The 21,730-nt window shown below is 71.3% G+C and carries 18 protein-coding genes; 11 read left to right on the forward strand and 7 right to left on the reverse strand.

Annotated features, from left to right (window positions below):
* Nucleotide 1: 1 nt before the first annotated feature.
* The 11 genes from ABT008_RS19020 to ABT008_RS19070 are packed head-to-tail and all read left to right on the forward strand — an operon-like array spanning nucleotide 2 to nucleotide 8,407.
* On the forward strand, nucleotides 2–937 hold the full coding sequence (locus tag ABT008_RS19020) for a hypothetical protein (protein WP_502890461.1): 936 nt from the start codon (nucleotides 2–4) through the stop codon (nucleotides 935–937).
* A complete protein-coding gene (locus ABT008_RS19025) occupies nucleotides 934–1,602 on the forward strand; it encodes an SAF domain-containing protein (protein WP_350697541.1) in 669 nt (222 codons plus the stop codon). The genes ABT008_RS19020 and ABT008_RS19025 overlap by 4 nt, the downstream gene beginning before the upstream one ends.
* 2 nt (nucleotides 1,603–1,604) lie before the next feature.
* Nucleotides 1,605–2,405 carry a CpaE/TadZ family protein gene (locus ABT008_RS19030; RefSeq protein WP_350697542.1) on the forward strand — a complete coding sequence of 267 codons (801 nt, stop codon included), beginning with the start codon at nucleotides 1,605–1,607 and terminating at the stop codon, nucleotides 2,403–2,405.
* Nucleotides 2,395–3,924, forward strand: a complete 1,530-nt coding sequence (locus tag ABT008_RS19035) for a TadA family conjugal transfer-associated ATPase (protein WP_350697543.1) — start codon at nucleotides 2,395–2,397, stop codon at nucleotides 3,922–3,924. The genes ABT008_RS19030 and ABT008_RS19035 overlap by 11 nt, the downstream gene beginning before the upstream one ends.
* Entirely contained in the window at nucleotides 3,885–4,826 is a 942-nt protein-coding gene (locus ABT008_RS19040; protein WP_502890456.1) for a type II secretion system F family protein, read from the forward strand. Before ABT008_RS19035 ends, ABT008_RS19040 begins: the two co-directional genes overlap by 40 nt.
* The gene (locus ABT008_RS19045) at nucleotides 4,823–5,686 is read left to right on the forward strand and encodes a type II secretion system F family protein (protein ID WP_350697545.1); all 864 of its coding nucleotides are present in this window, start codon (nucleotides 4,823–4,825) and stop codon (nucleotides 5,684–5,686) included. Before ABT008_RS19040 ends, ABT008_RS19045 begins: the two co-directional genes overlap by 4 nt.
* 27 nt (nucleotides 5,687–5,713) lie before the next feature.
* Nucleotides 5,714–5,944 carry a hypothetical protein gene (locus ABT008_RS19050; RefSeq protein ID WP_350697546.1) on the forward strand — a complete coding sequence of 77 codons (231 nt, stop codon included), beginning with the start codon at nucleotides 5,714–5,716 and terminating at the stop codon, nucleotides 5,942–5,944.
* Nucleotides 5,945–5,976: 32 nt separating this feature from the next.
* Nucleotides 5,977–6,387 (forward strand): TadE/TadG family type IV pilus assembly protein, encoded by a 411-nt coding sequence (locus ABT008_RS19055; protein WP_350697547.1) that lies wholly within the window; start codon nucleotides 5,977–5,979, stop codon nucleotides 6,385–6,387.
* Nucleotides 6,384–6,836: a TadE/TadG family type IV pilus assembly protein gene (locus ABT008_RS19060; RefSeq protein WP_350697548.1), complete on the forward strand. Its 453-nt coding sequence runs from the start codon at nucleotides 6,384–6,386 to the stop codon at nucleotides 6,834–6,836. Before ABT008_RS19055 ends, ABT008_RS19060 begins: the two co-directional genes overlap by 4 nt.
* A complete protein-coding gene (locus ABT008_RS19065; RefSeq protein WP_350697549.1) occupies nucleotides 6,833–7,258 on the forward strand; it encodes a pilus assembly protein TadG-related protein in 426 nt (141 codons plus the stop codon). Before ABT008_RS19060 ends, ABT008_RS19065 begins: the two co-directional genes overlap by 4 nt.
* A 15-nt stretch (nucleotides 7,259–7,273) precedes the next feature.
* Nucleotides 7,274–8,407, forward strand: coding sequence for a LysM peptidoglycan-binding domain-containing protein (locus ABT008_RS19070; protein WP_350697550.1), 1,134 nt, complete (start codon nucleotides 7,274–7,276; stop codon nucleotides 8,405–8,407).
* A gap of 42 nt (nucleotides 8,408–8,449) precedes the next feature.
* Here ABT008_RS19070 and ABT008_RS19075 read toward each other — a convergent pair whose 3' ends face one another.
* The 7 genes from ABT008_RS19075 to ABT008_RS19105 form a co-directional block, all read right to left on the reverse strand.
* On the reverse strand, nucleotides 8,450–9,301 hold the full coding sequence (locus ABT008_RS19075; protein WP_350697675.1) for a Rieske (2Fe-2S) protein: 852 nt from the start codon (nucleotides 9,299–9,301) through the stop codon (nucleotides 8,450–8,452).
* Nucleotides 9,302–9,515: 214 nt separating this feature from the next.
* Nucleotides 9,516–13,802, reverse strand: coding sequence for a galactose-binding domain-containing protein (locus ABT008_RS19080; RefSeq protein ID WP_350697551.1), 4,287 nt, complete (start codon nucleotides 13,800–13,802; stop codon nucleotides 9,516–9,518).
* Between the two features lie 102 nt (nucleotides 13,803–13,904).
* Entirely contained in the window at nucleotides 13,905–16,325 is a 2,421-nt protein-coding gene (locus ABT008_RS19085; RefSeq protein WP_350697552.1) for a discoidin domain-containing protein, read from the reverse strand.
* A gap of 136 nt (nucleotides 16,326–16,461) precedes the next feature.
* Nucleotides 16,462–18,099, reverse strand: a complete 1,638-nt coding sequence (locus ABT008_RS19090; RefSeq protein WP_350697553.1) for a glycoside hydrolase family 13 protein — start codon at nucleotides 18,097–18,099, stop codon at nucleotides 16,462–16,464.
* A gap of 27 nt (nucleotides 18,100–18,126) precedes the next feature.
* Nucleotides 18,127–19,014, reverse strand: coding sequence for a carbohydrate ABC transporter permease (locus ABT008_RS19095; RefSeq protein ID WP_350697554.1), 888 nt, complete (start codon nucleotides 19,012–19,014; stop codon nucleotides 18,127–18,129).
* Nucleotides 19,015–19,022: 8 nt separating this feature from the next.
* The gene (locus ABT008_RS19100) at nucleotides 19,023–19,979 is read right to left on the reverse strand and encodes a carbohydrate ABC transporter permease (protein ID WP_350697555.1); all 957 of its coding nucleotides are present in this window, start codon (nucleotides 19,977–19,979) and stop codon (nucleotides 19,023–19,025) included.
* Between the two features lie 84 nt (nucleotides 19,980–20,063).
* Nucleotides 20,064–21,437, reverse strand: coding sequence for an ABC transporter substrate-binding protein (locus tag ABT008_RS19105; protein WP_350697556.1), 1,374 nt, complete (start codon nucleotides 21,435–21,437; stop codon nucleotides 20,064–20,066).
* Nucleotides 21,438–21,730: the final 293 nt, after the last annotated feature.

A 21,730-nucleotide genomic window follows, 5' to 3' on the forward strand; every position in this document is an offset into this window, starting at 1 on the left:
CCTGGACGACACCGGGCGCCTGCGTCCCGGTCGCCGGCTGGTCCGGCGCGCGCTGCTCGGCAGCGCCCTGGCCCTGCTGTTGACCACCGGGCCGGCGGTGCCGGCCCACGCCGACCCCGGCGCCGAGTGCCCGCCCGCCCAGCCGAACTGCAACGTCTGGGACGACGACCCCGGCACCCCCGGTAACGGTGGCAACAACGGCGGTGGCAACAACGGCGGTGACAACGGGGGCGGTGGCAGTGGCGTCTGCCAGTGGAACGGACGCACGATCCCCTGTTACACGGATGAACTGGGCTGGTTCAACAGCAACGACGGCTGCTACTACAAGCTCGCGGAGCCGCAGCCGGAGGCCGAAGAAGGTCACCGGTGGTACACACGCGCCTGCAACGGTGGCGATCTCGGCTCGGTGGATACCGTCCAACTGCCCGAGGCGCCACCCGGCTTCGGGGCCCCGCCGGACCCGGAGGAGTTGGCCCGCCGGGCGTTCGCCTCGATCAGCCTCGTCGCTCCCCGGGCCAGGGTCGCCCCCCGTAAGAGCATCGGGCCCGGCCTGGTCGGCCTGCCGGTCTGGATGTGGGCGGAACGCGGCCCCAATCAGTTCGGCCCGCTGACCGCCTCCGCCTCGGACCGGGGCCTGACGGTGAGCATCCGCGCCGAGGTCGACAGGGTCGTCTGGGAGATGGGCAACGGCGTCGAGGTCACCTGCAAGGGCCCGGGCACCGCGTACGACCGGAATGGCCGACACGCCGGCCAGAAGTCCCCGGACTGCGGCTATCACAGCGGCTACCCGAAGGCCGACACGTACGAGGTCCAGGCGACGACGCACTGGAACGTGACGTGGGAGGGCGGCGACCGGAGGGGCACCATCCCCGGCGTCACCCGCACCACCGGTGTGGTCGAGATCCAGATCAACGAGCTTCAGGTGGTGACCCGATGAGCGTGGCGACCCGTAACGGCAACCCTTCGGTGGACGCGCCGGTCGCCCCACCCCGGGTGGTCCGGCAGCGCCGGGTACGCCCCGGCCTGCTCGGCCTGGCCGTCCTGCTGATCGCCCTCGGCGGCCTGGGCTCGGCGTTCGCGATCACCTCGGTCCGCGCCACCGGCAGCTACCTGGCGGTGGCGCAGACCGTCGAGGTGGGCAGCGTGATCGGCGCGGACGACCTGGTGGCCGTGCAGGTGGCCGGCGGGCAGGGACTCGACCCGGTGCCGTCCGGCCGGCTCGCCGAGGTGATCGGGATGCGGGCGGCCGTCTCGCTCGCCCCGGGGACGCTGCTGACCATGGCCCAGCTCACCGACGACCCGCTGCTCGGCCCCGGTCAGCAGCAGCTCGCCCTCGGGCTGCGCGCGGCCCAGGTCCCCGCACCGAAGCTCCGCCCCGGCGACCAGGTCCTGCTGGTGAGCACCCCGAACAACGACGGCAACAGCAGCGGCGGTGGCTCGTCGAGTGCCACCCGGTTCACCGCGACCGTCACCGACGCGGTCAGCACCGAGGGCCGCGACGAGGTCGTGGTCTATCTGGCCCTGGCCGTTCGGGACGTACCGGCCGTGGTGGCGCTGGCCGCCCAGGATCGGATCGCGGTCGTGCTGACCAAGGCGGCCTGAGCATGGCGATCATCGCGCTGGTCTCGGCCAAGGGCTCGCCGGGGGTGACCACGACGGCGTTGGCCTGCGCGTTGAGCTGGCATCGACGGCTGGTGCTCGCCGAGTGCGACCCGGCTGGCGGCTCGGTGCTCGCCGGCTACCTCGGCGGTGCGCTCGACGGCCCCCGGGGCATCGGCGAGCTGGCCGTCGGCGAGCTGCGCGACGGCAGCCTGGAGTCGACGTTCTGGTCGCAACTGGTCGACCTGGACGCGCCCCGGCGCGAGCGGCTGCTGCTGCCCGGCGTCGTCGACCCGGCCCAGGCGGGCAGCGTCATCCCGCTCTGGCAGCGGTTCGCCGACTACTTCGGCGGGCTGGAGCACGGCGACCCGCCGTACGACGTGCTCGTCGACTGTGGACGGCTGCACGTGGTCGGCACGCCGTGGCCGCTGCTGCGTGCCGCGTCGGTGGTGCTGGTGGTGAGCCGGGCGCAACTGCCCGACCTCTCCGGCACCCGCGCCATGATCCAGACCATCGAACGGGACTTCGCCGAGCACCGGGTGCAGCCCGGCACGCTCCGGCTGCTGCTGGTCGGCGGCGGCCACGGCAAGACCGAGGTCAGCAAGGCGTTGCACACACCGGTCATCGCCCGGTTGCCGCACGATCCGCGTACCGCCGAGGTGCTCAGCCTGGGCGGCACCGTCCGGGCGTCCCGACCGCTGCTGCGCGCGGCCCGTGGCCTGGAGGTACCGGTCGGCGCCCTGCTGGAACGGCGACGGGCCCGACTGGCCTGGCCGGTGACCCAGGGGGTGCCGGATGCGGTTTGAGCCGGTCTCGTCGGACCCCCGCCGGTTGCCACCCGGCGCGACCTCGACCGCGCCGCCGCTGCCACCGGTCAACGGGCGGCACCATCCGCCGATGCCAGTCCCCGTCGCACCGACGGCACCCGAACCGCCACCCCGGCCCCGGGTGGACTTCCAGATCGTCCGCGAGCTGCGCCGGGAGTTGAGCGAGCGACTCACCCGCTGGCAGCGCGGCCGGGAGTTCACCGTCGACGAGGAGGACACCGAGCGCGCCCGGCTCGCGGTCGAACTGGTCGCCGAGTACGCCGACTCGGTACGCCGGGCCGGTACGCCGATGGCCGCAGGCGAGGAGCGGCTGCTGCTCGACCAGGTCACCGCCGAGCTGGCCGGTCTCGGGCGGCTCCAGACGTTGCTCGTCGACGACACCATCGAGGAGGTGCACATCCTCGGCTGCGACCAGGTGCGCATCACCCGGCACGGCGGCGGCGTGGACTGGGCCGACCCGATCGCGGACAGCGACGACGAGCTGGTGGAGATCCTCCAGGCAGCCGCCCGCCGGGCCGGCGCCACCGAGCGTTCGCTCTCCACCTCGAAGCCCACCCTGGACCTGCAACTGCCCGACGGCAGCCGGTTGGCCGCCGTGTTCCTGGTCAGCCACCGCCCTTACGCGGTGATCCGCAAGCACAACACGCTCGACGTGACCCTGGACGACCTGGCCGGGGCGCGGGGCGACCTGGACGAGATGGTCGACCCGCTGCTGCGGGACTTCCTCCGCGCGTCGATGCGCGCCGGGCTGAACATCATGGTCGCCGGGCTGGCCGGTGCCGGTAAGACCACCGTCATCCGGGCGCTGATGAGCGAGATCCCGCCGGACGAGCCGTACGTGCTGCTGGAGGAGAGCCGGGAACTGCTGCCGGCTCGGCGCGGCGCACGGCACCGGGCGGTGATGAGTTTCGAGGCACGGGAGGGGCACGGCGAACGCGGGCCGGACGGCCGCCCGGCCGGTGAGGTGAGCATCGCCGACCTGATCCCGGTCTCGCTGCGGATGGGCGTGCTGCGGATCATCGTCGGCGAGGTGCGGTCCCGGGAGATCGTGCCGATGCTCCAGGCGATGACCACCAGCCGGGGTTCGATGTGCACGATCCACGCGCGTACCCCCGGCGGGGTGAGCGAACGGATCATCGAGTTGGCGCTGGCGCACGGCCGGGAGATGACCGTCGACCAGGCCCGCCGGATGGCGGGCAACGCCCTCGACCTCATCGTCTATGTCAACGTGGAGGACGAGACCGGGATCGGTGGCCGCAAGCACCGGTTCGTCTCGCATGTCGAGGAGGTCCTCGGCGTCGGCGAGGCCAGCCGCATCACCACCACCCAGGTGTTCGGGCCCGGCCCGGACGGCCGGGCCGTCCCCCGGCACCTGCCGGAAAGGATCCGCGACCAACTGCTGCGGGTGGGCTACGACGCCCGGCTGCTCAGCCGCTGGATCGAAGCGGGCCAGGGCGCGTGGCGACGCCCCAAGCAGACCCGACTCGGGCGGCGGTGACCGTGCTCGACAACATCCAACTCATCGCGGTGGTCTCCGGGGCGGCCTGCGTGGCCGGGCTGGTGCTCACGGTCGTCGCGCTGGTCGGCACCCGCCGCCCGCCCGGTCCCGCACCCGGCGCGGGTCCGGGGCTCAGTCGGCTGTGGCGCGGCTCCGGCACCTTGCGTGAACAGCAGACCCACCAGGCGTTGCTGATCGGCGCGGTGGTCGCGGGCGCGCTGGCCTTCCTGGTGACCGGGCTGCCGGTGGTCGGGGTGCTGGTCGCGGTGGCGGTACCCGGCACGCCCTGGCTGTTCTCGGTCGGCCGGGCGGAACGGCGGGCGATCGCCCGGATCGAGGCGGTCGGCGAGTGGACCCGTCGACTCAAGGACGTCTCCTCCACCGGGCAGGGTCTCCAACAGGCGATCATCGGCACCGTCGGCACCGCGCCGGAGGAGATCCAGGAGGAGGTACGTCTGCTCGCCGCCCGGCTCCAGGCCGGTTGGCTGGCCCGTTCCGCTCTGCTGGCGTTCGCCGACGAGATCGGTGACCCGGTCTGCGACCAGGTGGTGGCGGCGCTCATCCTGCACCTGACCGACCGGGGCGAACGCCTCGGCGACGTGCTCGGCTCGATCGCCGCGGCGGCGTCCGCCGAGGTCGCCACCCGACGCGAGATCGAGGCCAAGCGCACCCAACCCCGGTTCGCGGTCCGCTTCCTGACCGGGATGACCCTGGCCACCATCGGGTACGGGCTACTCAACCGCGAGTACGTGCAGCCGTACGACACGCCGTTCGGCCAGGTGGTGATGGCGGTGCTCGGTGCCGCCTTCGTCGGCCTGCTGGCCTGGGTGCGGTCGATGAGCCAGCCGCCGCGACCGGCCCGCTTCCTGCCCGCCCCCGACCCCCGGGAGGTGGTGGCGTGAACCTGCACCTCACCATCGCGGTGCTCAGCGGTGCCGTGGTCGGGCTGGGCGTCTTCCTGATCGTGCGCGAACTGGTGCCGGCGACCCCGGCACTCGGTCCGGCGCTGCGTCGGCTGCACCAGCCGCCGGGGACGGCCCGGCTCGCCCCGGCCGACCGCCGGCTGGACTGGCTGACCGGGCTGGCCCGCTGGCTGCGCCCGCCGCACCGGCAACTGGCCCTGCTCGACCGCACCCCCGAGCAGTACGCCCTCTCCCTCCTGCTGTCCGCGTTGATCGGGCTCGCCGCACCGGCCCTGCTCGGCTTCACGCTGTTCGCCGTGGGCGTCTCGCTGCCGCTGACCGTGCCGGTGCTGGGCAGCATCGGTCTGGCAGTGCTCTGCGCGCTGGTCGCGCACCGGTCGCTGATCGCCCGCGCCGAGGCGGCCCGGGACGAGTTCCGGCAGGCGGTCTGCACCTATCTGGACCTGGTCGCGTTGCAGCTCTCCGCCGCGCACGGCCCGGTGCAGTCGTTGGAACGGGCCGCCGCCATCTGCGAGGGCTGGGTCTTCGACCGGATCTCCGAGGCACTGCGGATGGCCCAGATGCAGATGCACTCGCCGTGGGACGAACTCCGCGACCTCTCCGACCGGATCGGCATCCCGGAGCTGGGCGACGTCGGCGCGATCATGCGCTCGTCCGGCAGCGAGGGCGCCCAGGTGCACGAGACCCTGCGCAGCCGCGCCGACTCGCTGCGCGACCAGATCCGCACCGACAACCTGGCCCGGGCCGAGGGGGTGACCAGCCGACTCGACATTCCCGGCGCGCTGCTGGTCTTCGTCCTGCTCGGCTTCGCCATCTATCCGTTCCTCGCCCGCCTCTGACACTCGACCTCGACCGAAGGAGCCCCGATGTCCGTCCTCACCGAACTGAACGCCGCGCTGGGCGTGCGGCTGACCCACGTACAGACCGCGCTGCGAGCGCGACTTGTGCACCTGCGGGGTGACCGGGGCGACAGCCCGGTGCCGACCGCCGTGATCATCTTCGGCCTGGTGACCGTGGCGTTGGCGGTCACGGCAGCGGCGCTCACCGCCGCCAACAACTGGATGGGCCGCATCCCCGGACCGCCGGCAGCACCATGACGTCGCGCCGCCGCCGCTACGCCGGGTGTCGGATGGTCACGGCCATCCGACACCATCGGCTGCCCGATGACGGCGAGCGCGGCGGCAACCCGGTGGAACTGGCAGTGGCAATGCCGGCAATCCTGATCCTGCTGTTCGGCTCGATCCAGGTCGCCGCCGTCTTCGTGGCCAGGTCCACCGCGCTCAACGCGGCACAGAGCGGAGTCAACGCACAGCGGCTTCACCAGGCTCCAGCCGGCGCCGGCGAGGAACGCGCCGCGCGCTTCCTCACCCAGGCCGGCGACTGGCTGGTCGACTGGGACGACCCGGGACCGGACTGCGCCGTCACGGCAACCGACGTGACCTGCACCGTGACCGGCCGCTCGCTGTCGATCGTGCCGGGCGTCAGCTTCCCCATTCGACAGACCGCACACGGGACGGCGGAACGGTGGACCGCACCATGAGCCGGGGCTCGGTGTCGATCGAAGTGGCCGTTCTGGCGCCCGCGTTCCTGGCCATGATGGTGCTGGCCGGAGTCGCCGGGCGTACCGCGGTGGCCAGCGAGGCGTTGGAGGCGGCGGCACACGACGCCGCCCGCGCGGCCTCCATCTCCCGCGACGCCCGCACCGCTCGCATCGAGGCCCGCGACGCGGTCCGCAGCCAGCTCGACTGGCGGGGGTTGGCCTGCACCGGCCAGCCGGAGGTGACCTTCAGCGGATCGGTCGACGGCCAGCCCACCACCTTGGGCCAGGCGTTCAGCAGTTCCGTCGGGCAGGATGCCACGGTCACCGTGCAGATCGCCTGCACTGTCTCCTACCAGGACATCAGGATCTCCGCCCTGAGAATGCCGAGCGGGAATCGGATCACCGCATCGTTCACCTCGCCGCTGGACCGCTACCGGAGCCGGGGATGACAACCGCGAGGGGCGACGCCGGGCGGGTGAGCATCTTCCTCGCCGTGGCGATGATCGGCGTACTCGGCATCATCGGCATGGCGTTCGACGGCGCCGGTCAGCTCCGCACGCTGCAACGCGCCGAGAACCTGGCCGCCGAGGCGGCCCGGACCGGTGGCCAGGCCATCGACCGGGCGACCGCCATCGAGGGCGGTCCGAAGCGCATCGACCAGACCGAGGCCCGGGCGGCCGTCGCGGACTACCTCGCCGCCGCCGGGGCCACCGGCCACACCGTGACCTTCCCGGTGGTCGACGGCGAGACCGTCATCCGGGTACGGGTGTCCGTCACCTACCGCCGGGCCATGCTCGGCCTCTTCGGCTTCTCCAACACCGTCACCGTCTCCGGTGAGGCGACCGCGCGGGCGCTGACCGGGGCTCCCTAGGGAAGGAAGGTAGCCATGGCCGCATCGGGTGGCACCGCCGTACGGCGGGTCGGTCGGGTGCTGACCGGATTCGGCGCACTGGTGGTGCTGATCGGCCTGCTGGTCGGTGGTCCGATCGCGTTGCTGGCGTTCGCCGGCAACCCGCTGCCGGACCACGTGCCCACACTCGCGGAGATCGGCACCACGCTGACCAGCCGGGACGACGGGCAGCTCTTCCTGCGGGCGCTGGCGATCGTCGGCTGGTTCGGCTGGGCCACCTTCGCGCTGTCGGTGCTCGTGGAGTTGGGCGCGCAGTCGCTGCGCCGCCCGGCACCCCGACTGCCCGGGATGGGTCGGCAGCAGCGAGCGGCGGCGGCCCTGGTCGGCTCGGTCGCGTTGATCATCGCCGCCAGCCCGGCGGCCACGGCCGCCACCACGGCGTACACCGCCCCCGCCTACTCCGCGCCGGCCGCCACCGCGTCGTTCGCCGCACCGGCGACGCTCGCCGGGCCGGCCACGGCGTTCGAGCCGGTGACGTCGCGGACGGAACGCACGACGACCGACGCACCGGTCTACAAGGTGGCGAAGGGCGACTACCTCGGCAAGGTCGCCGACCGCTACCTGGACGACTTCGAGGACTATCGCAAGCTGGCCGCGCTCAACAACCTGCGGGACCCGGACCGGATCCGCCCCGGCCAACTGATCACGCTGCCGGCGGACGCGAACGACCAGGGTGCCCGGCCGCACGCCACCGGCCGGCTGGTCGGTGCGCAGGCCCGTCCCGCGCCCGAGCAGTCGCGTCCGACGCCGTCGAAGCCGTCGCCATCGACACCGACGCCGTCGACGCCGGACGCGGAGCAGTCGGAGTCCGCCACGCCCACGCCGCCGCCTCCCGCCGCCACTCCGCAGGGACGGCCGGCACCGCACGACGAGGCACCGGAGGGGCACCCGCCGGTGGTGACGGTGGGTGCGGCACGGGCCGGTGAACCGGACCGGGTGAACCGTCCGCTCGCCATCTCCGCCGTGCTCGCCGTGGCCAGCATCGTCGGGGCGCAGATCGGTGCGGTGCTGGGCCTGCGGCGTCGCCCGGTGCCCGTGGCCGCCGCCCGGCAGCCGGTCCGGAGCGGCCCGCCCGGTGAGCTGCCGGTCGGCCGCCACCGCAAGGACTGACCGTCCCTACCGCCCCGGTGGTACGGCCGGTGCGGGCCCGCCTCACGGCAGCCGGGCCTCCACCCGTCCCTCGACCACCCGGGTCGGCAGGGTCTGCTGGTCGTTGCCGGACGGGCCGTGCACCACCTCGCCGCCGTTGAGGCGGAAGGTGCTGCCGTGCCACGGACAGACCACGCAGGCGTGGCCGTCGATCTCGGTGACCTCGCCCTCGCCGAGCGGGCCGCTCTGGTGCGGGCAGCGTTCCAGCATCACGGTGACGTCCTCGCCGTGCCGATAGAGGATCACCGAGACGTCGTCCACCTTGCGAGTCACCAGTTGCCGCTGCGGCAGCGTGGCCATCTCGGCTACCGAGTGCCAGCCGTCGCTGATCAGGTGCAGGTCGGAGACGCTCACGTTCACCTGGGCACCCTGCTTGTACGCCAGATGTCCCCCCAGGTACGCGCCGGCTCCGGCGGCACCGAGCCCGAGCCAGCCGAGCGTACGGCCGAGCTGGTGGCGGCCGGAGAACCGCGCGGCCATCGAGCCGGAGTAGAGGACCAGCGCGACGGTGTTCGACGCGGCGTGCACCAGGCCGACCCGACGCTGGTCACGGGAGAGCGCCGCCCAGTCGTTGAGCCCGGCGACAGCCGCCGGCAATGCGCTCACCGTGCCGATCGTGGTGAGCGCGGTGGCCGCCCGCCGCTGACCGGGCATCAGGTCCAGGACGGCCGCGCTCATCCAGGAGCCGACCGGCACCTGCACCATCGCCGGATGCAGCGGATGGCCCAGCCAGACGCCGTGCAGCAGGTCCCGGACCCGCTGTCCGCGCAGGGTGCCCTGCACCGCTCGCTGCAACCGGTCACCGAACCGGTCCAGCCCGGACGCTTGCTCGATCTTCGTCAACAACGCTCGCACCCGCACCGACTTCCCGCCGTACGCGGTCACAAACCGGTCGTCCGGGACGAATCGTCGGCGACCGCGTAGCAGGCCCTCTCGCCCCGCCCCGCCCCGGCACTGCCCCGCCCCGGCACTGCCCGGCCCGGCGATCATGGAGTTGTGGTGGTGGTTTTGACCCTTCTATGGGTATTCATCGGCACCACAACTCCATGATCGACGACGAGCGGGTGGGTCAGTTGCGGTTGATGGTGAAGGTGGACGTGGTGTTGCGGATGTCCTGCCAGTTGTCGCTCAGGCGCAGGTTGGTGAAGGTGACCGAGCCGACCGCCGGGCCCTGACCCGCCTCGGGCATCTCGTTGACCCAGATCCCGAAGCCCGACTTGGCGTCGAAGGCGTCACCGCTGCGCCGGGCACCGCTGATCGACACGTTGGTGAAGATCGTGTCGGTGATCGGGTTCTCCGGTTGGCTGCCCGTGTACTTGGTCTGGAACATGATCCCCGAATAGGTCGGGTCCACGATGTCCACGTCACTGACGCGGATGCCTCGGAACTCCTTGGACGCGGAGAACACCCAGATCGCCGGGAAGGTCTGCGCGCCCCAGAAATGGCCACCCGCCCGGACCAACGAGATGTTCTCGAATCGGGTCGGTGGACTGGACCCGAATCCGACGAACGGATATCCGAAGTCCAGCGAACTGATGGTGATGCCCGAGTACGTCAGCATGTCCGCGATGTAGAGGTTGCGGAACACGTTGTCGTAACCGCCGTACACGGCGATTCCGGCCGCCCGCCAGGTCAACGTGGCGGTCAGGTTCTCGAACACGTTGCCGTGGTTGCCGGTCGACGCCCCCTGGTCGGTCGCGGAGAACAGCGCGAAGGCGTCGTCGCCGTTGGAGCGGCCCTCCGAGTTGCTGACCAGGTTGTCGGTGCTGCCGTTGGTCAGGTTCACCGCGTCGGCGAAGGTGTTCCGGAACCGGCTGTTGGTGATCTTCAGGCCGCTGACGCTCACCCCCCAGTACGCGCAGACCGTGTGCTCGACCCAGACGTTGTCCAGGGTGAGGTCGTCGACGTCCTTGAGTTCGCCCCAGACCTTGCCCGGCCCGTCCTGCCGGACCGTGTAGTTGCCGAAGAACGCCAGGTGGGAGAAGCTCGACCCGCTGGCGCTCGGCTCCACCCGGAAACCGGCGTCGGTGTTCTGCTGCGCCGACGGCGTCTGGAACCGGGTGAACCACATGCCGGCGCCGACCACCTTCACCGCCTTGCCGTACACCTGGAACTTCTGCGCGGTCTCGTACGTGCCGGCGGGTAGGTAGACACCGACCAGGTTGCCGGTCGTATCCATCCGGACCGCGTCCAACGCGCTCTGCACGTCGGCGTGGCTGAACCCGTTGGGCACCCGGTACCGCGCCGGGTCCGGGTTCTCCCGGGGCGTCACCTGCTCCAGGTTGACGAAGTCGACGGCGTACGTGGTGGTGTTCGCCGGGTCCTTCTGCAACCGGATCCGGCTGCCGGCCGGGATGGTGGAGTTGAGCAGCACGTTCGCCTCGTCGTAGAGGTGCCGGGGCGGCCCGGCGCTCGGCGAGTCGCTCGGGCTGGCCTCGGCGCCGTACAGCCAGATGTGCTTCGAGGTGAGGCTGATCGGCTTGTGCAGCACCCCGTTGACATAGATGTTCAGCGTCGAGGTGATCCCGCCGCCGTTCGGGGCGTCCGGGATGGAGAAGCGGGTGACCAGGGCGTTGGCCGGTGCCTTGGTGGTCCACTCGACGTACGCGCCGGTGGTGTTGAGGGTCACCGCCCGGCGGCCGGACGCCTCACCGGCCAGGTCGCCGATGGTCCGGTTCGGCCCGATGACCTGGGCGCCGCCGCCGACCGAGCCCTCCTCGGCCTCGTAGTGGTCGTACGGCAGGTTGGCGCCGCGTCCCACGAACAGCGGACGCTCGCTGGTGTTGTTGGCCCGCTTCACCGGCAGTTCGTTGGCGTCGGCGGCGATCACCACCCGGACGGTGTACCGGCCGTTGGCCGCCGTCCAGGTGCCCAGGTCGGCCGGGTTCGCCGTGGCACCCGCGCCGATGCCGCCGCCCGCCGATCCGGTGAGCGTCCGCACCACCGTGCCGGCGTCGTTCAGCACGGTCAGCGTGATGCCGTGCGACCCGCTCGCCGAGGCGATGGTGCCCTGGTTGCGCAGGGTCACCGTGAAGCGGACGGTGGCGCCCGCGCTGGGCGTGCCCGGTGACCATGTGACCGCCGAGGCGACCAGGTCGGAGCTGGCCACCGGGGCGACCGTCAGCCGGGTCGGGTTGGTGTACGAGTTGTTGCCCTCGTTCTGCTCGATGACCGTGTTGGCCGGGTCGACCGTGGCGCTGAGCTGGTAACTGCCCGCGTTTCGGGCCGCGACGGTGGTCGACACGCTCGTCGACGCACCGGGGGCGAGCGCGCCGACGGCCGCCTGGCCGACCTTCGTCCCGTCCAGGGCGAAGTCGACCGTGGTCGCGCCGGAGGCCAGGGTGCCCGCGTTGCGCACGGTGGCGGTGAGCGTGAGCTGGTCGGTCTCCACCGGGTTGGCCGGGGCGGAGGTCACCGAGGTGACGGTGAGGTCCGGGTTCGGTGCCGGGGTGCCGATCACCTGGAGTTCGGCGACCTGCCCGTTCGACGACCCGGTGTTGGCGGTGAAGGAGAGCCGCACGTCGGCGGCGGTCGCCGACACCGGGATGGTGACCGTGTTGCTGCCCGCCGGGCTGAACGAGTAGTTCGCCGAGCCGACCAGCGTGCTGAAGCCGGAGGCGGACTGCTCCCGGCCGAGCACCGAGAAGGTCTGGGTACGCGGACCCCACGCCGGGTCCGGGTTCAGCTTCACCACGATCGCGCTGACGCTGGCGTTGGCGCCGAGCGCGACCGTCAGCGTGCTCGGGTACGCGCCCGGCGCGCCCTCCCAGTAGGTGGTGACGTCGCCGTCGACGGCGTTGGCCGCAGCGAAGACGTGCACCATCGACGAGGCGGTGGCCGGCTTGCCGGCGGCCAGGTCGGTGCCGCCGGGCGTGCTGCCGACACGGGTCACGGTGTTGCTGTTGGCCGAGACGTTGCCCGCCGCGTCCCTCGCCCGGACGAAGTACGACACCGTCGCACCCGCCGGCTGCGTGTCCGTGTACGTCAGCGTCGTACCCGACACACTCGCCCGCAGGGCACCGTTGGCATACACGTCGTACCCGGTCACCCCGACGTTGTCCGTCGACGCCGACCACGTCAACCGCACCTGCCCACTGCCCGGCTCCGAGAACGCCAGACTGGTCGGCGCGGTGGGTGCCTGGGTGTCGCCGGAGCTGCCGGTGCGGGTGACGGTGTTGCTGTTCGCGGAGACGTTGCCCGCCGCATCCTTCGCCCGGACGAAGTACGACACCGTCGCACCCGCCGGCTGCGTGTCCGTGTACGTCAGCGTCGTACCCGACACACTCGCCCGCAGAGCACCGTTGGCATACACGTCGTACCCGGTCACCCCGACGTTGTCCGTCGACGCCGACCACGTCAACCGCACCTGCCCACTGCCCGGCTCGCTGAACGCCAGACTGGTCGGCGCGGACGGCGGTTGGGTGTCGCCGGTGGCCGGGCCGTACACCTCCAGCTCGGCCAGTTGTCCCGCCGACCAGCCGGTGTTCGCGGTGACCAGCAGGCGGACGTAGCGGGTGGCGGCCGAACCGACGGTGATGGTCACCGTGTTGCCGCTGGTGGGGTTGAAGGCGTACCCGGCGGAGGCGACCAGGGTGGTGAAGCTCGTGCCGGTGGTGCTGCCCTGCACGGTCACCGTCTGGGTTCGCGCGCCCCAGCCGGTGGGCAGCTTGAGCACCAGCCGGTCGACGGTGACCGTGGCGCCCAGGTCCACCTGGATCCACTGCGGGAAGGCGTTGTTCGGGCTCTCCCAGTAGCTGGTCTGGTTGCCGTCGTTGGCGTTGGCGGCGACGTAGACGTCGGCGTGGCCGCTGGCGGACATGCTCCGACCGGCCGCCAGGTTGGTCGAGGACGCGACCGCGCCGTACACCTCCAGCTCGGCAAGTTGCGCGGCGGGCCAGCCGGTGTTCGCGGTGATCGCGATCCGCACGTACCGGGTGCTGGTGGCCGGAAAGTCGAGGGTGACGGTGTTGCCGCCGGCCGGGCTGAAGGCGCGGCCCGCCGAACCGACGATCGTGGCGAAGGCGCTGCCGGTGGTGCTGCCCTGCACCGACAGCGTCTGGGTGCGGGCCTCCCAGCCGGTCGGCAGCTTCAGCTTGACCTGGTCGATGGAGTGGGCGGAGCCGAGGTCGACCTGCACCCACTGCGGGAGGGCGCCACTGCTCTCCCAGTAGGTGCCGGCGTTGCCGTCGGTGACGTTGGCCGCGACGAACGAGCCGTTGACGCTGCTGGCGGTGGCCGCGCGACCGGCGGCCAGGTTGGGCCCACCGGCTGCGGCGGCCGGTGGGGCGGGCGCGGCGGTGAGGACGAGGCCGACCGCGACGAGCACGGCGGTCAGCCGGGTACGGAATCTGGACATGGGGGATCGACACCTTCTTCCGGGGATGTGGAGAGGCGTTACCGGGTGGCGCTCTTGCGGCGTGGGTGGGCCCCGCTTCGGCGTGCGGGGCCCACCCACGGGTCAGGTGGCGTGGACCTCGAACTCGGCGATCTGCGCCGCCGGCCAGCCGGTGTTGCCGGTAACGCTGAGCCGCACGAACCGGCGGTCACCGGCGGACAGGCCGATCGACACCGTGTTGCCGGTGGCCGGGTCGAAGGTGCGGCCCGCCGAGGCGGCGAGCGTGGTCCAGGTGGTGCCGTCGGTCGAGCCGAGCACCGACACCGTCTGGGTACGCGTCTGCCAGGCCGACGACGGTGGCAGCTTGAGCACCACCCGACCCACCCGACGGGCGGTCCCGAGGTCGACGGTGAGCGTCTGCGGGAAGGCGTTGTTGGCGCTCTCCCAGTACGTGCCCGGGTTGCCGTCCACCGCGTTGCCCGCCTGGTAGGTCTGGTTGTGGCTGGACGCGACGACCGGCCGTCCCTGGGCCAGGTTCCCGCCGGGCGGCGGCGTGGTCGGGGGTGGTGTGGTCGGCGGTGGGGTCGTGGGTGGTGGGGTCGTGGGTGGCGGGGTGGTGGGCGGTGGGCTCGTCGGGCCGCCACCCCACTGCGGCTCCGGCCACGGACCGCAGTACGGGGTGGCGGTGTACCAGCCGGAGTTGCCGGCCCCCTGGGTGATCTGGAAGCCGCTGCCCACACAGTTGTGGATCGGGTTGGGCTGGGCGACGCCGGTGGCGCGTACGTTGGTGAAGGAGACCTGGCTCGGTGCCTGCACCTGGAGCGCGTACGTGCCGGTGCCGTCGATGCGGACGTTGGTGAAGCTGATGCCGCTGCTGGCACCCTCGATCCAGTGCAGCGCCGCGTACGAGCTGTCGAGGATGTCGGTGTCGCTGACCTGGATCGACGCGCCCTGGAGCGGCTCGTTCAACGCGGAGAACCAGATCGCGCCGACCCCGAACCGCCAGTTGTAGTCGGAGTTGCCGTTCCGGATCAGCGTGTTGCGCGCCACGGTGATCGTGCCGGCCACGGCGGTCGGCCCCTGCACTCCGGTGTACCGGTTGGCCACGTGGATGCCACCACCGTTGGTGACCGAGTCGGCGGTGACGTTGTCGGTGATCCGGATGTCCCGGCCGCCGTAGGTGACCAGGTGGTTGGCGAGGACGGTCACGCCGATGGTGTTGCGGGTGAACGAGTTGCCCACGTTCGGCACGGTGTCCGCCCACATCGCCAGCGCGTCGTCACCGGTGTTGCGGACGAACGTGTTGGTCACCGTGGAGTTGGTGACACCCCAGTGGAAGTTCACCCCGTCGGCGGTCTGGTCCAGGATCCGGCTGTTGCGGATGGTGAAGTTGTCCATCGGCCCGTCCATCCACGCGCCGACCTTGGTGTGCTGGAGCCAGAGGTTGTCCACCACCGAGTCCGACATCGCCCCGCCGATGGCGTTGACCTGGTCCTCGTCGACGCGTTCCCGGATGTCCCCGATGATGGCGAAGTCACGCAGCACCACGTTGCGGCTGGGCCCACCCGCCTCGTGCGGCCGGATCTCGCCCCGGTAGCCGCCGCCGGTGACGTACTTGCCGTATATGCCGGCGGCCCGCTTGCGGTCGGTGGGGTGCCGGCCGCCGAGCACCGAGTGCCACGGGCCCGCCCCGCGCAGGGTCACCCCGTCGACCACCACGTGGTCCCAGAGGGTGAAGGTGCCCGGCGGGATCCAGACCGTACGCCCCTGGGCCTTTCCGGCGTCGACGGCGGCCTGGAACCGGGCGGTGGAGTCGGTCGCGCCGGTCGGGTCGGCACCGAAGTCGGTGACCACGTCGAGCACGTTCGCCGGTCTGGTGATCGGCGCGGCGACCAGTTCGAAGTCGGCCAGGTCGATGGTGAACGTCGGTGACTGCGCGGTCGACGAGACCTGGAGCCTGATCTTCGTGCCGGTCGGGTAGGTGGTGCCGAACAGGGTCCGGGCCTCGTCGTAGAAGTGGTGCGGGTTGACGTCGCCGGGGTTGTTGTTGAACGGGTAACCGCCGTAGTACCAGCCGTACTTCGAGGTCACCGGCACCGGCTTGACCAGGGTGCCGTTAGCCCGCAGGTCGATCGTGGCATCCCGGCCGGTGCCGGCGGCGTTGTCCGGGAGGCTGTAGCGGAACGTCACCGCGTTCGCGGGTGCGGTGAGGGTGAACTCGACGTACTCCCCGACCGCGTCGAGGGTGACCGCCTCCCGGCCGCTGGCCTCCGACGGCAGCGTGCCGTAGCGGCGGTCCGGGCCGATCCGGGTGCCGGTGTGCGCGGCGTTCTCGGCCTCGTGTTCCACGAACGCGACGGTGGCGCCCCGACCGACGATGTCGAACGGGCTGAGCCCGGCGGCGCGCGCCGGGGTCGCGGTCCCGGCAACGGTGACGACCGTGATGGAGGCGGCGGCGAGGGCGGTGCCGGTGAGGGCGGCCAGCGCGGTACGGAACCGGTGCCCGGGTGGGTGGGGGTGGTGCGGGACGGTGTGGTCGGCCATGAGCGGCGCTCTCCCTTTCCTCAGGTGGCCAGGTCCCCCCGTGGTGGTGGTGCCGGTGTTGCGGTCACCTCCTCGTCGGTGTCGGCCCGTGGCCGGTGTCGGCGGCGGGACGGAGCCGCCGACACCGGGCGCGGGCCTAGGCGGATTCGGGCGCGGTCCGCAGCCAGACGGCGGTGTCCGGCGGCAGCAGGTCGTCGTCGAGCGGCCCGCTGGCGAGCAGCCGCCCGGTGTGCGGCGGCAGCGGCACCGCCACCGAGGAGAGGTTCACCACGCAGGCGAAACCGGGGTCCCGCCGGAACGCCAGCACCCCGTCCGGGGCGGGCAGCCAGGCCATCGGACCGTCGCCGAGCGCCGGTTCGGCCCGGCGGACGGCGATAGCGGCCCGGTACAGCGCCAGCATCGACCGGTCGTCGCCGGCTTGCGCCTCGGCGGTGCGGTCCTTCCAGTCGGCCGGTTGCGGCAGCCACGGCGTGGCCTGCACGCCGTCCGGACTGAAGCCGAACGGCGGCGACTCACCGGACCACGGCAGGGGTACGCGGCAGCCGTCCCGGCCCGGGTCGATCCGTCCGGACCGCTCCCACATCGGGTCCTGACGCAGCTCGTACGGGATGTCCTCGACCTCCCACAGCCCCAGTTCCTCGCCCTGGTAGACGTAGGCGGCGCCGGGTAGCGACAGGGACAGCAGCGCGGCGGCGCGGGCCCGTCGGGTGCCCAGTTCCAGGTCGGTCGGGACGCCCTCGCGTTTGGCGGCGAAGCTGAACGTCGTGTCCGCCCGGCCGTACCGGGTGACGTGCCGGGTGACGTCGTGGTTGGAGAGGACCCAGGTGGCCGGCGCACCGACCGGTGCGTGGGCGTTCAGCGTGCCGTCGATGCTCTCCCGCAGCGCGGCGGCGTCCCAGGCGCAGCCGAGGAAGTCGAAGTTGAACGCCGCGTGCAGTTCGTCCGGCCGCAGGTAGGCGGCGAACCGCTGCCGGTCGGGCAGCCACACCTCCCCGATCAGCGCCCGCTCCCCCGGGTACGCGTCGGCGATCCGCCGCCAGTCCCGGTAGATCTCGTGCACCCCGTCGAGGTCGTGGAACGGGTGCGGCCGGTCCGCCGTCACCTCGGGCAGCGTGGCGTCCTTGACCAGCAGCCCGGCGGAGTCGATCCGGATGCCGTCCACGCCCCGGTCGAACCAGAACCGCAGGACGTCCTCGAACTCGGCGCGGACCCGGGGATGGTCCCAGTTGAAGTCCGGCTGCTCCGGGGCGAACAGGTGCAGGTACCAGTCACCGGGGCGGCCGTCCGGGTCGATGGTCCGGGTCCAGGTGGGGCCGCCGAACTCGCCGACCCAGTCGGTCGGAGGCCGGTCTCCGTCGGGGCCCCGCCCCGGGCGGAACCAGAACAGCTCCCGCTCGGGGGCGTCCGGCCCGCCGGCCAGGGCGGCCCGGAACCAGGGATGCGCGTCGGAGCAGTGGTTCGGCACCACGTCGACGATGGTCCGGATGCCGACCGCGTGCGCCTCGGCGATCAGCGCCTCCACCTCACCCAGCGTGCCGAAGACCGGGTCGATGTCGCGGTAGTCGGCCACGTCGTAACCGGCGTCGGCCATCGGCGAGGGGTACCAGGGGCTGAACCAGATCGCGTCGACACCGAGCGCGGAGAGGTGGCCCAGCCGGGAGCGGATGCCGGCCACGTCGCCGATGCCGTCACCGTTGCCGTCGGCGAAGCTCCGGGGGTACACCTGGTAGATCACCGCGCCTCGCCACCACGGACCGCTGTCTGCTGGGGACACGAGCACCTGCTTTCTGCGTTTGGGGGGCTAGCCCTTGAGGCCGCCGGTGGTCAGGCCGGACATGATGTTCCGTTGGAAGATCAGGAAGATGACCACCGTCGGTATCGCGGCGATCACCGAGGCGGCGATCACCACGTTCATCGGCGTACCGCCGGCGAAGGCGTAGATGCCGACGCTGACCGTCCGGGTCTCCGGCGAGGGCATGACCAGCTTCGGCCAGAGGAAGTCCTTCCAGACGGCGGTCACCGCGAAGATCGAGACCACGCCGAGGATCGGACGGGACATCGGCAGCACGATCGACCAGAGGGTGCGCAGCGGCGACGCCCCGTCCATCAGGGCCGCCGACATCAGGTCCTCCGGGATCGAGTCGAAGAACCGCTTGAGCAGGAAGATGTTGAACGCGTTGGCGACCAGCGGCAGCCAGATCGCGAACGGCGAGTCGAGCAGGCTGATGTTCAGGAGCGGCAGGTCGATCACGGTCACGTACTGCGGGACGATCAGGACCATCGCCGGGATCATCAGCGTGGCCAGCATCAGGCCGAGGATCGCGGAGCCGAGCACCGGCCGCAGCTTCGACAACGAGTACGCCGCGGCGGTGTCGAAGACGAGCTGGAACAGCACCGCACCGGCCGCGTAGTAGAACGTGTTGAACAGCAGCTTGGCCAGGGCCAGGTGATGCCACGCGTCGACGTAGTTGCGCCACTGCGGGTCCTGCGGGACCAGCGTCGGCGGGGTCTGCGCGATCTCCTGGCCGGACTTGAGCGCGCCGGTGACCATCCAGTAGAGCGGACCGAGGAAGACCAGCGTGAAGCCGACGACCACGACGGCGAGCAGCGTCCAGTAGATCGCCCGACCGGGGCCACGCCGGAGCTGCGCCTGCGAGATGAGGGTACGGGTGCCGGAGTCCGGTGCCATGGCGTGTCCTAGTCCTGTTTCGCGGTCAGCCGCAGGTAGACGGCGGAGAAGCCGGCCAGCACGACGAGCATGATCACGCCGAGTGCGGCGGCACCGTTGAGGTCGTTCTGGAAGAACCCGTGCTGATAGATCAGGTACGCGACCGAGGTCGCCGAGTCCTCCGCGCCCGCGCCGTTGGCCAGGATCAGCGGCTCGATGAAGAGCTGCATGGTGGCGACGATCTGGAGCATCGCCAGCAGGGCGAGGATCAGTCGGGTCTGCGGGATGGTGACGTGCCGGATGCGTCGCCAGATCCCGGCGCCGTCCAGTTCGGCGGCCTCGTACTGCTCACCCGGGATGTTCTGCAGGGCGGCCAGATAGATCAGCACCGCGCTGCCCATGTTCATCCAGGTGGACGCGATGACCATGGCGGGCACGGTCATCTCCGGGGACTGCATCCACTGCGAGGTCGGCAGACCCAGCCCCTTGAGGATCGCGTTGAACAGACCGGCGTCTCCGGGGTCGTACGCGTAGAACTTGAACAGGAACAGGGCCGAGGCGGGCGGCAGCATCACCGGCAGGTAGACCAGGATCCGCAGGTATCCCTGGGCGTGCCGGAACTCGTTGAGCAGGATCGCCACGAAGAACGGCACCGCGTACCCGAGGACGAGCGCGAGGCCGGTGAAATAGAAGGTGTTCTGCCAGGCCGTGGCGAAGCTGGGGTCGTCGAGGATGCGCAGGTAGTTGTCCCAGCCGACCCAGGTGGTCTCGCCGCGCCGAGTGCGCTGGAAGCTCATCACCACACCGCGGACCATCGGATACCAGGAGAAGACCGCGAAGCAGAGCACCGCACCGATCAGGAACGCGTGCCCGGTGAGGTTGTCCCGGACCTTGCGGCCGAGGCTCGATCGCGCCGGCCCGGCCGGGGCCGGTGAGCTGGTACGCCCCGGGGCTCGGGTGGCGGCCGGGGCAGAGGTGATCGCCAAGGCAACTCCTGGTGGGGGTGGGACGACCGGGCTGGTACGGCGGGGCGGGGCGGGAGCCGGTTCGCCGACCCCCGCCCGTGCGGGTCAGCCCTGCGCGGCGAGGAGTTGGTTGACCTTGTCCTCGGCCGTCTTGAGCAGCGCATCGATGTCGGCGTTCCGGTTGGTGAGCACCCCGGACATCGCGGCGTCCAGGACCGCGTAGACCGCCTGCGCGTTGCGCGGTTCGCCCTTGATCGGGACCGGGTTCGCCTCGAAGATGGCGAAGTTCGCGGTGTCCACGTTGGCGTTCGCCTTCCGCAGTTCGAGTTCCTGCTTCTGGGCGTCGCTGCCGTTGGTGAACAGCAGCGGCTGCGGCAGACCGACCGGGTAGTTCTGCGGCTTGGCCCGGGCGTAGTCGAGCTGGCCCCTGCCCGGCGTCAGCTTCTGGTACGCGATCCACTTGAGACCGGCCTTGACCTGCTCCGGGGTGAGGTCCTTCTTGAAGAAGTAGCCTTCGCCGCCGCCGAGCGTGCCCAACGCCGTGCCGTCCTGGCCGGGCAGCGGTGCCATCGCCCAGTCCTCGAACTTGCCCTGGAACTGGCTGACGATCGCCTGGGTGGTGTCCGGTGCGCCGACGAACATGCCGACCTTGCCCGCGCCGGCGTTGGTCAGCAGGTCACCCCACTGGAGCAACTGGCGGTCGCCCATGCTGTCGTCGCCGTACCGCATGTCCTTGAGGTTCTGTAGGACCTGGCGGCCCTGGGGGCTGTTGAAGGCGGCCTTCGTGCCGTCCTCGGTCAGCACCTGACCGCCCTGCGAGTAGAGCAGTGCGGTGAAGTGCCAGCCGCCGGTGTTGCCGGCGCTGTACTCGGCGTACCCGGCGATCCCCTTGCCCAGCGCGGAGATCTTCTTGGCCGCCTCGCGGACCTCGCCCCACGTCTTGGGCGGGTTGTTCACGTCGAGCCCGGCCTGCTGGAACAGCACCTTGTTGTAGACCAGGCCCATCGAGTAGTTCTTCACCGGTACGGCGTAGAGCTTGCCATCGTCGGTGAAAACCTCCTTGAGCGCCGGGTCGACGCTGTCCCAGGTCGGGATGGTCTCGGCGGTGGCGTGCGCGGTGATGTCCATCGCCTGGCCGGAGTCGAGCACCTGCTGGAGATCGGTCATGTACCCGTAGAACACGTCGGTCACCGTGCCGCCGGCCAGGCGGGCGGTGAAGTCCGGCGGGTTGTTGCACTGCTCGCCGACGCTGACGCTCTTGACCACGATGTCGGGGTTCTGCCGCTGGAACTCGGCGACGTCCGCGTTCCAGTTCTGGAGCAGTTCCTTCTGCGCGCCGACCGGCTGACAGTCGACGGTGATGGTGACCTTGCCGCTCGCGTCGTCGCCGGCGTCGTCGCTCTTGGTGGAGCACGCCGTGAGGCTGAGCCCGGCCACGAGCGCCAACGCCGCAGCCTTCCGGTACTGCGGTACGGACATCTGTCCATCCCTTCGGGGAACGAAGTGTCGCCGTGAAGTTCGCTGAACCGCGGTGATCGCCACCGCCGCGATGCCTGCTGCTGATCGGTGTCCGCCACGCACCCTGACTCCATGTGATCGACCGGAGGCCGGGTGTGAGTGGAGTCACTGTAGCGAGGGCGACTCATTCCAGCAAGGTTTCGATCTGATGATGAAATTCGGCGACTCTGTGTCGAGAGATATCGACACGGCTGCTCGCCGGCACCACGACGACAGAGGCCGCCGACCGCGAGCAGCGGTCGGCGGCCTCTCGG

It is taken from the genome of Micromonospora sp. NPDC002389 (assembly GCF_040296095.1).
In the GTDB taxonomy this organism is placed as follows: Bacteria; Actinomycetota; Actinomycetes; order Mycobacteriales; family Micromonosporaceae; genus Micromonospora.

Coding starts and splice junctions, on each gene's coding strand:
- ABT008_RS19070 (WP_350697550.1), top strand. CDS start 7,274: ATGGCCGCATCGGGTGGCACCGCCGTACGGCGGGTCGGTCGGGTGCTG.
- ABT008_RS19050 (WP_350697546.1), top strand. CDS start 5,714: ATGTCCGTCCTCACCGAACTGAACGCCGCGCTGGGCGTGCGGCTGACC.
- ABT008_RS19085 (WP_350697552.1), bottom strand. CDS start 16,325: ATGGCCGACCACACCGTCCCGCACCACCCCCACCCACCCGGGCACCGG.
- ABT008_RS19025 (WP_350697541.1), top strand. CDS start 934: ATGAGCGTGGCGACCCGTAACGGCAACCCTTCGGTGGACGCGCCGGTC.
- ABT008_RS19065 (WP_350697549.1), top strand. CDS start 6,833: ATGACAACCGCGAGGGGCGACGCCGGGCGGGTGAGCATCTTCCTCGCC.
- ABT008_RS19055 (WP_350697547.1), top strand. CDS start 5,977: ATGGTCACGGCCATCCGACACCATCGGCTGCCCGATGACGGCGAGCGC.
- ABT008_RS19105 (WP_350697556.1), bottom strand. CDS start 21,437: ATGTCCGTACCGCAGTACCGGAAGGCTGCGGCGTTGGCGCTCGTGGCC.
- ABT008_RS19030 (WP_350697542.1), top strand. CDS start 1,605: ATGGCGATCATCGCGCTGGTCTCGGCCAAGGGCTCGCCGGGGGTGACC.
- ABT008_RS19035 (WP_350697543.1), top strand. CDS start 2,395: ATGCGGTTTGAGCCGGTCTCGTCGGACCCCCGCCGGTTGCCACCCGGC.
- ABT008_RS19060 (WP_350697548.1), top strand. CDS start 6,384: ATGAGCCGGGGCTCGGTGTCGATCGAAGTGGCCGTTCTGGCGCCCGCG.
- ABT008_RS19080 (WP_350697551.1), bottom strand. CDS start 13,802: ATGTCCAGATTCCGTACCCGGCTGACCGCCGTGCTCGTCGCGGTCGGC.
- ABT008_RS19095 (WP_350697554.1), bottom strand. CDS start 19,014: ATGGCACCGGACTCCGGCACCCGTACCCTCATCTCGCAGGCGCAGCTC.